At 57.1% G+C, this 13,717-nt stretch carries 14 protein-coding genes; 6 read left to right on the top strand and 8 right to left on the bottom strand.

Annotation, left to right across the window (positions count from 1 at the left end):
* The first annotated feature begins 1 nt into the window (after position 1).
* The 5 genes from OX459_RS25715 (at position 2) to OX459_RS25695 (ending at position 5,898) form a co-directional block, all read left to right on the top strand.
* Positions 2-1,291: an NAD(P)/FAD-dependent oxidoreductase gene (locus OX459_RS25715; protein ID WP_289907097.1), complete on the top strand. Its 1,290-nt coding sequence runs from the start codon at positions 2-4 to the stop codon at positions 1,289-1,291.
* Entirely contained in the window at positions 1,291-2,409 is a 1,119-nt protein-coding gene (locus OX459_RS25710; RefSeq protein WP_289907096.1) for a tryptophan hydroxylase, read from the top strand. Before OX459_RS25715 ends, OX459_RS25710 begins: the two co-directional genes overlap by 1 nt.
* A gap of 9 nt (positions 2,410-2,418) precedes the next feature.
* Positions 2,419-3,000, top strand: a complete 582-nt coding sequence (gene vioE, locus OX459_RS25705) for a violacein biosynthesis enzyme VioE (RefSeq protein ID WP_289907094.1) — start codon at positions 2,419-2,421, stop codon at positions 2,998-3,000.
* A gap of 91 nt (positions 3,001-3,091) precedes the next feature.
* Positions 3,092-4,255, top strand: coding sequence for an MFS transporter (locus tag OX459_RS25700; RefSeq protein ID WP_289907092.1), 1,164 nt, complete (start codon positions 3,092-3,094; stop codon positions 4,253-4,255).
* A gap of 434 nt (positions 4,256-4,689) precedes the next feature.
* Positions 4,690-5,898 (top strand): hypothetical protein, encoded by a 1,209-nt coding sequence (locus OX459_RS25695; RefSeq protein ID WP_289907091.1) that lies wholly within the window; start codon positions 4,690-4,692, stop codon positions 5,896-5,898.
* A 62-nt stretch (positions 5,899-5,960) separates the two neighbouring features.
* Here the strand turns inward: OX459_RS25695 and OX459_RS25690 are convergent, their stop codons facing one another.
* The 5 genes from OX459_RS25690 to OX459_RS25670 form a co-directional block, all read right to left on the bottom strand.
* Positions 5,961-6,551 carry a DUF2867 domain-containing protein gene (locus OX459_RS25690; RefSeq protein WP_289907090.1) on the bottom strand — a complete coding sequence of 197 codons (591 nt, stop codon included), beginning with the start codon at positions 6,549-6,551 and terminating at the stop codon, positions 5,961-5,963.
* Between the two features lie 150 nt (positions 6,552-6,701).
* Complete coding sequence (locus OX459_RS25685) at positions 6,702-7,385, bottom strand: DJ-1/PfpI family protein (RefSeq protein ID WP_289907089.1); 684 nt, start codon at positions 7,383-7,385, stop codon at positions 6,702-6,704.
* Between the two features lie 214 nt (positions 7,386-7,599).
* Positions 7,600-8,943 carry an AarF/ABC1/UbiB kinase family protein gene (locus OX459_RS25680; protein WP_289907088.1) on the bottom strand — a complete coding sequence of 448 codons (1,344 nt, stop codon included), beginning with the start codon at positions 8,941-8,943 and terminating at the stop codon, positions 7,600-7,602.
* Entirely contained in the window at positions 8,940-9,674 is a 735-nt protein-coding gene (locus tag OX459_RS25675) for a TetR family transcriptional regulator (RefSeq protein ID WP_289907086.1), read from the bottom strand. The genes OX459_RS25680 and OX459_RS25675 overlap by 4 nt, the downstream gene beginning before the upstream one ends.
* 90 nt (positions 9,675-9,764) lie before the next feature.
* Positions 9,765-10,103 carry a hypothetical protein gene (locus OX459_RS25670; protein WP_289907085.1) on the bottom strand — a complete coding sequence of 113 codons (339 nt, stop codon included), beginning with the start codon at positions 10,101-10,103 and terminating at the stop codon, positions 9,765-9,767.
* Positions 10,104-10,900: 797 nt separating this feature from the next.
* On the opposite strand from OX459_RS25670, the gene OX459_RS25665 reads away from it, so the two are divergent.
* Positions 10,901-11,563, top strand: coding sequence for a PEP-CTERM sorting domain-containing protein (locus OX459_RS25665; protein WP_289907082.1), 663 nt, complete (start codon positions 10,901-10,903; stop codon positions 11,561-11,563).
* A 231-nt stretch (positions 11,564-11,794) separates the two neighbouring features.
* On the opposite strand, the gene OX459_RS25660 is transcribed toward OX459_RS25665, so the two are convergent.
* The 3 genes from OX459_RS25660 to OX459_RS25650 form a co-directional block, all read right to left on the bottom strand.
* Positions 11,795-11,953, bottom strand: coding sequence for a hypothetical protein (locus OX459_RS25660; RefSeq protein WP_289907081.1), 159 nt, complete (start codon positions 11,951-11,953; stop codon positions 11,795-11,797).
* 79 nt (positions 11,954-12,032) lie between these two features.
* Positions 12,033-12,194, bottom strand: a complete 162-nt coding sequence (locus tag OX459_RS25655; RefSeq protein WP_289907079.1) for a hypothetical protein — start codon at positions 12,192-12,194, stop codon at positions 12,033-12,035.
* 739 nt (positions 12,195-12,933) lie between these two features.
* On the bottom strand, positions 12,934-13,704 hold the full coding sequence (locus OX459_RS25650; protein WP_289907078.1) for a sigma-70 family RNA polymerase sigma factor: 771 nt from the start codon (positions 13,702-13,704) through the stop codon (positions 12,934-12,936).
* Positions 13,705-13,717 lie beyond the last annotated feature (13 nt).

Raw genomic sequence — 13,717 nt, 5'->3', positions numbered from 1 at the left:
AATGCATAAAATCATTATCGTCGGCGGAGGCCTGGCAGGTAGCCTCAGCGCCATTTATCTGGCGCAACGGGGGCACGATGTCCACGTCATCGAAAAACGCGGCGATCCGCTGCTGGAAAATGCCGCCAACGCCGACCCCGTCAACTCGCGCGCCATCGGCGTGAGCATGACGGTGCGCGGCATCAAGGCCGTCCTGGGAGCTGGCATCAGCAAACAGGAGCTCGACCAGTGCGGCGAACCCATCGTCGGCATGGCCTTCAGCGTGGGCGGCCGGCACCGGATACGCGAGCTGACCCCGCTCGAAGGCCTGTTTCCCCTGTCGCTGGACCGCACGGCCTTCCAGCGCCTGCTGAACCGGCATGCCGTCAAGCACGAGGTGAAATATTACTTTGAGCATAAATGCCTGGATGTCGACCTGGAAAGAAAGATCGTACTGGTCCAGGGCCCGGACGGCGCCGTACAGCAGCTGTATGGCGACCTGGTGATTGGCGCCGACGGCGCCCACTCGGCCGTGCGGCGCGCCATGCAAAGCGGCATGCGCCGTTTCGAGTTCAAGCAGAGCTATTTCCGCCACGGCTACAAGACGCTGGTGTTGCCGCACGCGGCAGATCTGGGTTTCCGCAAGGATTTGCTGTATTTTTTCGGCATGGATTCCAAGGGCCTGTTTGCCGGCCGCGCCGCCACCATCCCGGACGGCAGCATCAGCTTTGCCCTGTGCCTGCCCTACACCGGCACGCCCAGCCTGGGCACGCTCAACCGCGAAGCCATGGCCGACTTCTTCAACCGCTACTTCGGCAGCCTGCCGCCGGAGCGCCGCAAGGAGATGCTCGACCAGTTCATGGCGCTGCCCAGCAACGACCTCATCAACGTCCGCTCCAGCACCTTCCACTATAAGGCCAATATCCTGCTGATCGGCGATGCGGCGCATGCCACCGCCCCGTTCCTTGGGCAAGGCATGAACATGGCGCTGGAAGACGTCCACGTCTTCGTTTCCCTGCTGGAAAAGCACGGCAATGCCCTGGGCCCTGCCCTATCCGAGTTCACGCTGCAGCGCAAGGTGCAGGCGGACGCCATGCAGGACATGGCGATCGCCAACTATGAAGCGCTGAGCAATCCGAATCTGATTTTCTTCCTGCAGACGCGCTACACGCGCTACATGCACAAGAAATTCCCCCGTGTTTATCCGCCGGACATGGCGGAGAAACTGTACTTCACATCGGTTCCCTACGATGAATTGCAGCAAATCCAGAAGAAACAAAACGTTTGGTACAAACTTGGAAGGGTAAATTAATGAACATTCTCGTCATCGGCGCAGGTCCCGCAGGCCTGCTCTTCGCCAGCCAGATGAAACAGGCCCAGCCCGGCTGGAATATCAGCATTACGGAAAAAAATACCCCGGAGGAAGTGCTGGGCTGGGGCGTGGTGCTGCCGGGACGGCCGCCGCGCCATCCCGCCAATCCACTCTCTTACCTGGAGCAGCCGGAACGGCTCAATCCGCAGTTCCTGGAAGAATTCAAGCTCGTGCATCACGACCAGCCCAACCTGATGAGCACGGGTGTTACCCTGTGCGGCGTCGGACGCCAGGCCCTGGTGCAAGCCCTGCGCGCCAAGTGCGTGGCGGCCGGCATCGCCATCCGCTACGAAACGCCGCCAGACGACAAGGCGCAGCTGGAAGCCGAGTACGACCTGGTGGTAGTCTCGAATGGCGTCAATTACAAATCGCTGGACTTGCCGCCGGCGCTGGCGCCGCACATCGATTTTGGCCGCAACAAATATATCTGGTACGGCACCACCCAGCTGTTCGACCAGATGAACCTGGTATTCCGCAGCAATGAACAAGGCATTTTCATCGGCCATGCCTACAAATACTCGGACACGATGAGCACCTTCATCGTCGAATGCAGCGAAGAAACGTACGCCAAGGCCGGGCTGGAAGCGCTTTCCGAGCGCGATGCCGCCGCGTATATCGCCAGGACGTTCAAAGCCGAACTCGGCGAGCACAGGCTGCAGAGCCAACCGGGCCAGGGCTGGCGCAACTTCATGACCCTCAGCCGTGACCGGGCCTGCGACGGCAAGTTCGTCCTGCTGGGCGATGCGCTGCAATCGGGGCATTTTTCCATCGGCCACGGCACCACCATGGCGGTGGTGGCGGCCTTGCTGCTGGTGAAAATCCTCGACACCGAAGCCAGCACGGCCGCCGCCCTGGACAGTTTCAATGCCCGTGCCGTGCCCCTGATGCAATTGTTCAAGGAGCACGCCAACGGCAGCCGCCTGTGGTTTGAAAGCGTGGGCGAGCGAATCGGACTGAGCAATGCAGAGCTGACCGCCAGCTTCGACGCCCGCCGCAAGGACTTGCCGTCGCTACAAGAAGCGCTGATGGCCAGCCTCGGCTACGCGCTGGGCCGCTAGGGAGCTGCCATGCCGACACACGCCTCCCCGCCGCTGCTGCCGATGCAATGGAGCAGCGCTTATATTTCCTACTGGACGCCGATGCAGGCGGATGACCAGGTCACGTCCGGCTATTGCTGGTTCGACTATGCGCGCAACATCTGCCGCATCGATGGCCTGTTCAACCCCTGGCCGGAAAAGGAACATGGGCACTTGCTGTGGATGTCGGAAATCGGCGACGCCAGGCGTGAACAAAGCCGCAAGCAGAAAGTGGCCTACGCGAGGCAAGCGCAAGCCACCGGCGAGCAGCTGCAGGGCACGGCGCTGGACGATGAGGTGATCCCGTTCCATGAGCTGTTCCTGCCGCAAGCGGTGCTGGCGGACGGCGGCGCCCGTCACGACGGCCGCCACACCGTGCTGGGCCGGGAGGCGGACGCCTGGGTAATGGAGCGGACGGGCAAGCCGTCATCGGTCTTTTACCTGGAGGCCGGCGGCAACCGCCTGCTGCGCATGGTCACGGGCAACGACCCGCAGCACCTTTCGGTACGCGACTTCCCCAACCTGTTTGTCGGCGACATTCCGGACAGCGTCTTTACGTCTTGCAACACCTGACCACGGCGTGGCGCGCGCAAGGGCCGCATGCGGCCGGGGTGCGTGCCACGCCTGGCGAGTGTTTTGGTGACTACTTTCGAAGGATATTGCTATGCCGCTGGTTGTTTACATTCTGGGGTTGACGATCTTTTCGTTGACGACATCCGAATTCATGGTGGCGGGCATGATGCCGTCGCTGGCCCTGGCCATGGACGAACCGGTGACGCGGATCGGCTATCTGATCTCGCTCTACGCCATGGGCATGGTCATCGGTGGACCGCTGAGCACCATCATCCTGCTCAAGCTGCGCGTGCCGAACAAGAAGGGACTGTTGTGGCTGCTGTGCTTTTATGTCCTTGCCCAATCCGTCGCCGCGTCCGCCACCAGCTATGACATCCTGGCCATCGCACGGGTAGTCACGGGCGTGGCCGCCGCCACCTGCTTTGGCCTGTCCCTGGCGATCTGTGCCGACATCGTCGCGCCCAACGCGCGCGGACGCGCCGCCGCCGTCGTGATCGGCGGCCTCATGCTCGCTTCCGTGGTGGGCGTGCCGGTCGCCACGCTCATCGACCAGCACCTGGGATGGCGCGCCAGCTTCTGGCTGGTGGTACTGCTGGCGCTCTTGTGCCTGGCGCTCATCACCGTACTGGTGCCGCGCGCCAAGCCGTCGGAGGTTGTCAGCCTCGGCAATGAACTAGGGGAATTCCGCAACCGCCACCTGTGGGCAGCGTATGCCAGCAGCGGCCTCATCATTGGAGCGATTTTCTCGGCGTTCAGCTACTTCGCAACCATCCTGACGGAAATTACCGGCTTTCCAGCCTCCGCTATCCCCTGGTTGCTGGGCGTCTACGGCGTCGCCAACGTGGTGGGCAATGCCGTGGTCGGCCGTTATGCGGACCGCTACACCACCGTCATCATGGTCTGGGGCATGGTCATCCTGGGCATCAGCCTGGCGCTGTTCGCCGTCTTTGCGCACGACAAGAGCATCAGCGTCGCCTTGCTGGTCGTCACGGGCCTGGTCGGCATGTCGATGAATCCCGCCATCATCGCCCGCGTGATGAAGACCGCCCACCCTGGGCCGCTGGTCAACACGGTGCACACTTCCGTCATCAACATTGGCCTGGGCGCCGGTTCCTGGCTCGGCGGCCTCGGCATCGCCGCCGGCTACGGCCTGCGCTCCCCACTGTGGGTCGGCGTCGCGCTGGCCGTGCTTGGCCTCCTCAGCTTGCTGCCTTACCTCGGGCACAGGTCGCGCGATTCGGTGCTGTCGCATTAGCGACTGGCGGCGGTTGGCATTGCCAACCGCCCGCTGCCGTTATCTGCACGTCGGGCAGTTAGCCGGCAGGCTGTCAGCCGGTTTGCGCAGTTCGTGATCAGGCTTGGCCCGCCCGTTACGCTGTACTACGGTCATGGTATCTGCTGGATGGCGACAGGGTCCTGTCACACGACTATTTGCAAAAAATTATCAACTCTTCCTGCGTCAGGATAGTTGTCGCGTCACCTGATTTACCGTAGCATTGGCAAATTCTTCCTTCCAGCCAATATGGAAAATCCATAAAAGGAAAATGTCCTTCAAGGTCAGCCGACCCTGATTACGCGTAGCATGCTGATACCCTGCGACTGAAATCGCCGACCAGAACACAATTCTTGCGAAAAATAATGCGAAAAACTCATTCCATAATTATTTCTATCATTTTGGCCGGCTTGGCCATGCCTGCATTGTCGGCGGATCAGCCACTATCCCTGCCAGACCGCTTGGCCGCCCTTCGCACGACGATCGCAATCGATCATGGAAAGATGGTTGGTTCCGGCGCGGCAACATTGATAGCCGCGAGTCTGGAGAGCCAATTCGTACTCATCGGCGAGGACCATGGGATTACAGAGATTGCGAATTTTTCGGCGGCGTATTTTGAAGAATTGGCAAATCAAGGATTTACGACGCTGATTATTGAAAATGGACCGGCTGTTGCTGATGCTTTGGCAAAGACGTTGAAGGCCAATACTGGCGTTGCTGGCATAGCCGCATTTAATAAGGCCTATCCGGTCGCTACCGCTTTTTACAAGTGGCAAGATGAGGCGCAATTCCTGGCCCGTTTCGCCAAAGCTGCCGGACCATCGTTCCAATTAGTGGGAATGGATCAGGAACTCATGGGCGCTTCGAAATATTTGCTCGAGCAAATGGCCGGGCAACCGCTTGCTCCTTTGGCGAAATCAAAAATCGAGGCCTTCCGCAAGCTTGAAAACGATGACTATAGCCGGGCGTCGGCGAGCGGAGACCCGCGTGATCTTTTCATGTTGAAAGTCAAAGAAGAGGAGTTATTCGCCTTACAGAAGCTGCTCACAGCCCCCAGGGACATGCCCGCCTTGGCGATGTTAAATTCGCTGATTGAAAGCCGCAGCATTTATAGCAAAAATATAACTCCGGGACAGGGATATGCATCCAATATACAGCGTGCCAAGCTAATGAAGCGGAATGTGGCCAACCATTTGACGCTTGCGCCTGCACAGCGAATGTTGCTGAAAGCCGGTGCGGTTCATGTATTCCGAGGTTATAACCCGCTGAGTGCCGGCAGCCGGGAGATCGGCAATTATTTGGCTGAATATGCGGAAGGCCGCGGGCAAAAATCGCTGCACGTGTTAGTGCTGGCGTCCAAGGGCCAGCAGGCGCAATTTGCTGGAATTGGACGCGCGTCGGCCTCAACAGAAATCGAAAAAACCGATATCAGGTCCGCCATGGCGGGCGTATTGCCCTTCTTCGCCGCGGCGAGCGAGCATAAGGAATGGTCATTGTTCGACGTGCGCCCCTTGCTGGGATCGGCTAAGACCCTGGCGAATGGAAACAGCAGTGTCCAAGGCATGATTCAGGGCTACGATTTTGTACTGGTCATTCCCGATGGGAGCGCAACGTCGGACCTGTGAAAATGTCCCATGGCCTACGCTGCCTTTATATGGTCAATATTCGGTTAGCGGCAACAATGAGGTCACCTTTCTGGCTTACGGTGCACCTTGTCGCGCCGGTTGACCGCGCGCTCCATCAGCGAGCGCGTCAGGAGCTTATGAAACGGCATGATGATAAACAAATACACTCTTCCAAAGAGATTGTTTATTTTAACCAAGGTTGAAACCGTCACTTCCGATCCCTTCAGACCCGGTTGAATGCTTATCCAGATCCGGAAGTCCAGATGCTTGTCGTCACCACCGACGACGACTTCAGTCTCCGTACTTGAAATAATCGGAAACATGCCAATCTTCCCCAGCCCGCGATCACCAAAGCTAATACTTTTCTTTAGTCCGAGCGGTGCGACGATTCCGTTGCGCAAAATTATGAGCAAGGAAAGCATGCGATGCGGCTCAGCGAAAACGGCGCGCCCCGCTTGCTCGGCGTCAACGTAGGTTCGATCCCCCTGACCGGAATAGCCGTCGGAGAAATCAATGTGCGTCAATCCTGACGCCGACATGGCTGCTGCCGGTGCGGAAATGAGGAAGACTTTGTTTGCTTCGTTTGTCATGAATAAAACTCTCTCTGTAAAGTGAGTGATGGTCGGACTGCGGTTGTCTTGATTGGCACGCATTCAAGTTTGCAAACGTGCTCTGGCGGAGGGAATTCTTTCATCGTGGTCGCATAGGCCGGAATGCTCCATAGCGATATCAGATGGTTTGTCCTGTGAAACAGGCAAATGCAGCAATGACAACGGCTGAGGTACGGTGAAAGAAACGTAGATTCATACGGGATCGTCCTCGATTGGCATGCTTCTTGACGGAGCTTGCAAGCGGTTTTCCAATATTGCGCCAACGCCTACCTTCGGGGAGATGGCGTCCCGGATACTCGTCTCAATTAGTCGTTCATAGATTGCGCTTTGGCCGGCAGGAATAAGTTCTCTGAGTGTTTCTTGACGTTTTTCCCGGCCGAACAAGGCCTCAACGACCCAACCGATTAGATACACAGCAGACAAACAGCCACCTGCAGTCGCAACATTCCCTTTGCATACCAGGGGCAAATCGAGCACGTCAATTCCCAGGGATTGCAGTTCCTCTTTGGCATCGGGATGAGTCGTGGCCGGCCCCATTGCCAGCAGACCCAACTTGGCAAGAATGAACGAGCCGGCACAGATCGATCCAATGAGCTGCGTGTTTGGATTCAGCGAAAATGCACGCATGAAATCCGGATTGGCGATAGCGCCTTTCACTCCAACTTTACCGCTGGAAAACAATACAACGTCTGCGTCATTCGCTTCGCTGATGCACCCATGGGTCTTGATAACAAGGCCGTTTGCGGATTGGTGCTCTTTCTGTGTTCCCAATATCTTCACTTGCCAGTCCGTCTTATTCCGCCCGAGGATGTCCCACATCAAGAACAAATCCAAATCGGTGAAATGGTCAAAAATCACGATGACTATTTTTTTCATGTTGCGCTCCGCCGTTTGCGTCGATTCAAAATGAGACCACGGACGAGCAGTCCGCAGTTGGGAATAAGTCCATCAAATCTCTGTTTAAGAAGTACTTCTTTTCCTGATTGGACGGGCTTCAGTGCTGGCCCGCCAGGAATTGCGCCGACGCGGCGTGGCTGCTGCCACGCATGATGAAGACCGCGCATCCCGGAAGCAGAAACGTCGTATTCATTCAACGAATCCAGGGGTTGGTGGTGCGCACACGTGCACCGAGGGTTTTGAGAAGCTGGATCAGACCTAAATAGGCCCGGTCGACATAGGGCAGCTCCTCCGGCAAGGACTGCAGATGCCGAAGTGCCTGGCGATGATGTTCCGCTGATGGACGTGGGTATGGCGGGTGGTGCGTAAAGTCATACACCTCCACGGTAAACGGCAACTTCTGCCAGGCATGCCGCTCGGCCATTGCCGGCAGCAGTTGCTGGCAAAAGTCCTGCTCATTCAGATGCGGCCCAATCAGGCCCAGGTCACGATAGGCCTGCTGCATGGCACGGTGGTCCGCCGGGTCGCGCAACTGGGCCGACCAGAGCGCGCTGAGCGCTTGGCAAAAGTCAGCGTCCAGCGCGCGGGTGCAGCCAAAGTCCAGCAGACCCAGTCGGCCGTCCGGCATGAACAGATAGTTGCCCGGATGCGGGTCGGCTTGCAAGCAGTGCAGCACAAAGGTGCAATGAAAGAAGGTATCAAACAGCAACTGACCCGCCTGATCACGTGCGTTTTGATCGGGTTCGGTCAGCAACCATTCGTTGAGATGCAATCCCGGCAGGCGTTGCATCGTCAGCACGCGGCGTGTGGTGCGGCCCATTACCGGCTGGGGGACCACCAGGCCCGGCAGCGAGAGATGCTGTGCAAACCATTGCATGGTCTGTGCCTCATGCAAATAGTCCAACTCCTCGGCCAGTCTCTGTTCGATGTCATCCATCATGCGCGCGATGATATCGGCTTTGAGCAACATATCCGAGCGTTCCCCCAAGGCTTGCAGCAGGCTGCGTAGCATACGCATGTCGCTGCCAATGGAGTCCGCCATTCCGGGGTATTGGAGCTTGACGGCCACTGCCAGGCCGTCCGCCATGATGGCGGCGTGGACCTGCCCCAGACTGGCGGCAGCAAAGGCGACAGGCTCGAATTGCTGGAACAAGGCTTGCGGATCCTGGCCAAACTCCTGGCGCATCACTTTGATCACCAACGCGCGGTTCAGCGGCGTGACCTGATAGTGGGCGCGAGCCAGTTCCTGGCGCATGCCCTCGGGTAAAAAGCCCAGTTCCATGCTGAGCAGTTGCGAGGCTTTGAGTGCCGTGCCCTTGAGCTGATTCAACGCGGCGAACAGGATGCGCCCGAGTTCCGCCTCATGTGCCATACGGGCCTGATCCATTTTCGCCTCGTCGCACGTGATCGACTTGGCCTTATGGCCCAGGTGGGTCAGCCCGGCCCGCGCCACTGCCATGCCGACAATCGCCCCACGCGAAAGACGCCCGGTACGCGGCAACTGCGAAACTGTGTTCGTCTTGGTCGTGGGCGTCATGAGCGTACCCCTCCCAAGCCGCGACGGGCCAATTGCAGCAGATCCAGCAAGCCATTGCCGTCTTGCATCAGGCGCGCAAGCTGGCTGCGCACCATGAAACCTCCCAGTTCCAGCAGCTTGTCCACCAGGCCGCTGCGCAAGGCTAATACCAGCACGCCCAAGCTCAAATCGACCATTTGCGTGGTGTTGGTAAATTGGTCGGAGGTGTCGCGTAGCCAGTACGCAATGACGCCGTACACATAGTCGGCCAACAGTCCAGCCAGACTGGGCTTGAAGCCGCAAGGCACGATTTCACCGCTCGCCTCGGCCTGCTCCAGCATCTGGACGAAGGTTTGCCGGAGCAAAGGCTTGCCGGGTAGTTGCTCGCCCAACAGCAGCGTGGGAGTGCGCTCCACCATGCCGCGCGCCAGACCCACAAATTCACGGTCGGCCAGCAAACCTTCCAGCAGACTGTTGACTACCAGTTGCAGACGTTCCTGCAGCGAAAATTCGTTCTGTCCCTCCGTCTTGTCGGCCTGCGCCACTGCGTCTGCAATTGCTTGCTCAAAATAGGCGGTTACCAGTTTCTCCTTGGTAGGGAAGTATTTGTAGATGGTGGCATCACCCACGTCGGCGGCACGCGCGATCTGCTTCATCGTGGTGCCCTCAAACCCATGCTGGGTCATCAGGTCTACTGCGGTCTGAATGATCAGCCGATGGTTTTTGGCTTGTTGGGCTTTGGAAGTACGCATGATCGAAATTTGAAGAAGAGTGGAGTGTCGGAGGCAAAACAATCAAGTCTGGCCCCACCATGTAAGAAGTGCGACGGCGAGCAGGCAGACTCAGCCGGAATCCCGTACCCTGGAACCAAAAAATACCAAGGCCGCCCCGGCCAGCATGGCGACGGCGCATGCCTGCACAATGAATCCGGCCAAGCTGCTGCTCACCGAAGGGAATGCCAACTGCAGCAGAACGGCGGTAATACAGAGGCCGAAGACGGTCAGCACATGCCGGCGGGACCCGTGTATGCGTACGTGCCACTCAAGGAGCACGCCGCCACCATTGCTTGGCGCCAGTTTGCCGCACCGGAGTCGATTGAAGATGCGTTTTTCTCCCCAAACGGAGTGAATCATAGCGACCAGGCCGATCGTTGCCACTGCAGCCACAAAATATTCATTCATATTTGCCATCCCCCTGGCATTACCTCATGCCCTGCATTGCGACATCAATATACGATATTTACTATCGATTAAAGCAATGTAATGCACTTCCATTGAGTAGTCAATTAGTATTGCTTAATAAAAAGGAAGATGAATTAAAAGCATGGGTTCATACTGCAATCCATCGAACTTAGCAGCGCCGCGCCTCAGCACGGCTTCTGACCTAGTGATTTGTGCGATTTCGGACGTGGGACTCGAGGCTTCGATTTGATGATGCCAGGGAGGTGCGAGTAGTTGCGGTAGGCAATCAATCGTAGTGAGTCGAGCAGACGCTTGGCGATGTCGGCGTCGAGCAGCAGTGCAAGCAGTAGCGGCTTGAGGATGGAGTGGCGGCTGTGCGGTTGATGCGCCACGCCGGCGGCAGCACAACCTCGCGCAGTGCCGTTCCGGTCGCACCGGTCGGGGCGGCCAGCGAGACTATCCGCTCGTCATCGTCTGAGCGCAGGAAGTCGCACGCACGCAAAGCCGGCGTTACCGCCTTTCTCGAGGCGCACGCAGATGCCGACACCGCGCTCGTTGAGCGCGGCGCCCAACCAGCACAATGGATAGTCTCCGTGACCATGGGGAAAGCCACCCTGCTCCGATATCTGCCGCGACGACGCTGGCATACGATTCGGCATCGGGCAGGCCGGCGCCGGCTTCAATCGTAAGCATAGGAAATCCTTCATTTTTAATAAAAATTTAATTGGTTCAATTTTTCAATAAAATTGTCGCATAATTAATTTAAGTATCTTTTTAACATCAAAATAGGGAAAATGATGAACTTATACACAGCTGTCAAAATTGCACTGCCGAGCATTATTTTGTGCGCCTCCTTCCATGTACAAGCAACAACCTTTTCCAACGAGTTCAACGGTGGCGAACTAGGTTACTTGGGCGCAGTAGGTTCGACTACTTATGGAGAAACCTTTACTTCTCCAGGCGGAGTGCTGAACGATTTCACCCTCTATGCGTCTTCCGGTTATGGCACTTCAAATTATGGCACCGGCTATGTCGGATTCGGGATTTCTGCATGGGACGGAACCAAAGCCGTCGGTCCCGCCTTGTACACGAGTGCTCCAATCCCATACAGTGGCAAAACTAAAGCATTTGAAGCAACCGGACTCAATCTGGCATTGCCACTTAATAAAGAATACGTAGCATACTTAACAGTTGCAGGCATCCAAAATCCAGTTTATTTCGTTAGGATGCAAGGATCCAACAACAATGGCGAATTAACAGGGAACCACGTTTATTCGAATGCCGTGGATCCCCTTAACGCAAGTCAGCCGTGGGGTGTGGACAAGACGTATTACATGAGATTTACGGCAAATTTCACAAATAACACCATTCCTGTTCCTGAGCCAGAAACCTACGCCATGTTACTGGCCGGCTTGGGCATAGTCGGTTTCGCTGGCCGACGCAGGTTTAAATCGGCTTGATGGTGACGGCCAAGACTCAAGTCTTGGCCGCTTTGGCCGACCTCTGGGCCGATGCAGCCGGCGCGGCGATTGCTTGTAACAACGCGGCGCCGGCATCTGTGGCTGCCTGGAAGGTGGCAGCTTCGTCGCTCAGGCGCTTCGCTTCGGCTTCGTTGGCGGCGGCCTGCTTGGCGACGTGGATTCTAGAACGCCGGGGTAAAGCCATCAATGCCGGTCTGTGCGGCGGATAAACTAGCCCGTCATCTGCTTCGTGCGCTCGATGAGATCGAGAATTTGCGGGCTGGCGGTGGAGTTGCGATCACTGCTGACGCGACATGGCACCTGACGGTACCAGCGGATGCAAACCAGGATCACATCGATCGGAAAGCGCATCCCTTTGAAGTCGAGCATAGTGAGTCAGTGTTCGGGCGTTGCAGTCTACCTGATCGACCTCCGACGAGTTGCTAATACGGCAGAACCCAAAATCTTCTCATCCTAAAAAAATAACAATAAGAATCATTGCAATAATTCCACTTAATACAAATCCCCAGTAAAATTTTCTTTCGAAATTAGACATTTCATCAAGACGTTGTCCCAGATCTTTCGTAAAAATATCTTTATATAATTCTTTTTGACTTTTTTTACTATTCATTTTCTTTTCTCGGAAGTTTCTTAAATTTATAACTCACTGGTGTATAGCCAAATCCCGATGTGCCTGCGCAAATTTCTATCGCAGTGGCCTTGCCATAAGAGTGGGTAATTGTCCTCTTAGGCCAAAAGCCACGCGCGTGCAAGTAAAGAATGCAACTTGCGTTGCTCTATCCTTCTAAAATTCCTAAGTAAAGATTGTATCTGCTCCGCCGATGATATATCCAGCCATTGCTGTCATGAGGAATCCCGTTGACGAGTGAAGTTCCACCAGTAGCTTAGACTCTCCTGATCCATGGTTTTTGAAAGATGAAAAACCGATGGATCGTGTCAGGGGCTGGGTAGCCTGCCGGACACTTGATGGGCGATCTTGTAACTGCCTGAGCCGGGCATGACCTTACTATCGCCCTGCCCTGCAGAGATTCCTGCTGCGCCCAAGCAAAAGCAGGCCTTCCCTCGCCATCACTGCCGGCGAAGGATGGCATAGCTGACCGAGGAAACAGCTTAGCGCCTGCTTGATAACGCTGGAAGGACATAGTTGCTTGCGTCAAACTCATGCAGATGATCGGCGAAGATCAGTTCGCAATGGATCGCACGGTGATGATGCCGTTCGCCGACCAATTTTATGCGCTGGCAGGACAGGTCCGTCCAGTTTGAGAGTTCATGTGCCATGCCGGGAAAATTTCACCCACCGATCAACAACGCGACAGAACCATCGTGATGACACCTTTGAAGCCGCTGCGTTACTGGCTACTGCTGCTCCTGTGACGGTGATCAATCCGCGTCATGCGAGGGATTTCGCCAAGGGGCTGGATTTGTTGGACAAAACGGAACAGGTCGGCAGCTGGGCGTTGCCGTGCCAGCGCAGTGGACTCGGCGGCGAGCACCTTGGCCTGCCAGCGGCGCGAGAAACCTCGCCGGGACTGGTTAATGCCGCCGAGCACATTCTGCCCGGTTTCCCGGGCACAGTGATCCAGGGCCTGGCGCAGCATCGTATCGATATTGGTCAGGGAAACCTGATACTCGTTCGCAACCTCCTGGCGTGTTTTTTCTTCGATCCTCAGGGCGACCAGCACGGAACGGTGCCGGTACGGCATGCGCTGCATCGCGCGCTCGACCTCGGCCAGGTCGGAGCGGGCCAGCGCAATCAGGTCCGGGCCGGGCGCTGGATCCGTCAGATGCTCGATTGCCGCGGCATCGTCGTATTGCGCGGACCGCCTGCCACGCAGCTCGTCCATCGCGACATTGCACGCCACCCGGTAGACATAGGCGTTCGGGTTTTGCACGGATACCGGGGTGCTGGCGTCCGCCAGCCGCAGCCAGGCGTCGTGCAGGCAATCGCTGGCCAAGTCCGCGCAACCGAGATTGCGCAGCAACCGGCGGTGCAAGCGGGCATAGTTCGCCGCCAGGAAATCGCGCAGCACGATGCCCGGGGCATGCTCGCCGAACGGTTCTGCTACGAGCGCATCGGCAATATTGGAGGCCTCCAGGCCATCCAGGGTACTCGGGTTCATGACGTCTACCTCG

The organism is Janthinobacterium sp. SUN026 (assembly GCF_030397625.1).
GTDB lineage: Bacteria > Pseudomonadota > Gammaproteobacteria > Burkholderiales > Burkholderiaceae_D > Janthinobacterium > Janthinobacterium kumbetense.
This window is presented reverse-complemented; position numbering and strand designations above follow the sequence as displayed.

What these genes read in the sequence shown, in the direction of transcription:
- OX459_RS25715 (WP_289907097.1), top strand. Translation starts at nt 2, where the DNA reads ATGCATAAAATCATTATCGTCGGCGGAGGCCTGGCAGGTAGCCTCAGC.
- OX459_RS25710 (WP_289907096.1), top strand. Translation starts at nt 1,291, where the DNA reads ATGAACATTCTCGTCATCGGCGCAGGTCCCGCAGGCCTGCTCTTCGCC.
- vioE (WP_289907094.1), top strand. Translation starts at nt 2,419, where the DNA reads ATGCCGACACACGCCTCCCCGCCGCTGCTGCCGATGCAATGGAGCAGC.
- OX459_RS25700 (WP_289907092.1), top strand. Translation starts at nt 3,092, where the DNA reads ATGCCGCTGGTTGTTTACATTCTGGGGTTGACGATCTTTTCGTTGACG.
- OX459_RS25695 (WP_289907091.1), top strand. Translation starts at nt 4,690, where the DNA reads ATGCCTGCATTGTCGGCGGATCAGCCACTATCCCTGCCAGACCGCTTG.
- OX459_RS25690 (WP_289907090.1), bottom strand. Translation starts at nt 6,551, where the DNA reads ATGCGTGCCAATCAAGACAACCGCAGTCCGACCATCACTCACTTTACA.
- OX459_RS25685 (WP_289907089.1), bottom strand. Translation starts at nt 7,385, where the DNA reads ATGAAAAAAATAGTCATCGTGATTTTTGACCATTTCACCGATTTGGAT.
- OX459_RS25680 (WP_289907088.1), bottom strand. Translation starts at nt 8,943, where the DNA reads ATGACGCCCACGACCAAGACGAACACAGTTTCGCAGTTGCCGCGTACC.
- OX459_RS25675 (WP_289907086.1), bottom strand. Translation starts at nt 9,674, where the DNA reads ATGCGTACTTCCAAAGCCCAACAAGCCAAAAACCATCGGCTGATCATT.
- OX459_RS25670 (WP_289907085.1), bottom strand. Translation starts at nt 10,103, where the DNA reads ATGAATGAATATTTTGTGGCTGCAGTGGCAACGATCGGCCTGGTCGCT.
- OX459_RS25665 (WP_289907082.1), top strand. Translation starts at nt 10,901, where the DNA reads ATGAACTTATACACAGCTGTCAAAATTGCACTGCCGAGCATTATTTTG.
- OX459_RS25660 (WP_289907081.1), bottom strand. Translation starts at nt 11,953, where the DNA reads ATGCTCGACTTCAAAGGGATGCGCTTTCCGATCGATGTGATCCTGGTT.
- OX459_RS25655 (WP_289907079.1), bottom strand. Translation starts at nt 12,194, where the DNA reads ATGAATAGTAAAAAAAGTCAAAAAGAATTATATAAAGATATTTTTACG.
- OX459_RS25650 (WP_289907078.1), bottom strand. Translation starts at nt 13,704, where the DNA reads ATGAACCCGAGTACCCTGGATGGCCTGGAGGCCTCCAATATTGCCGAT.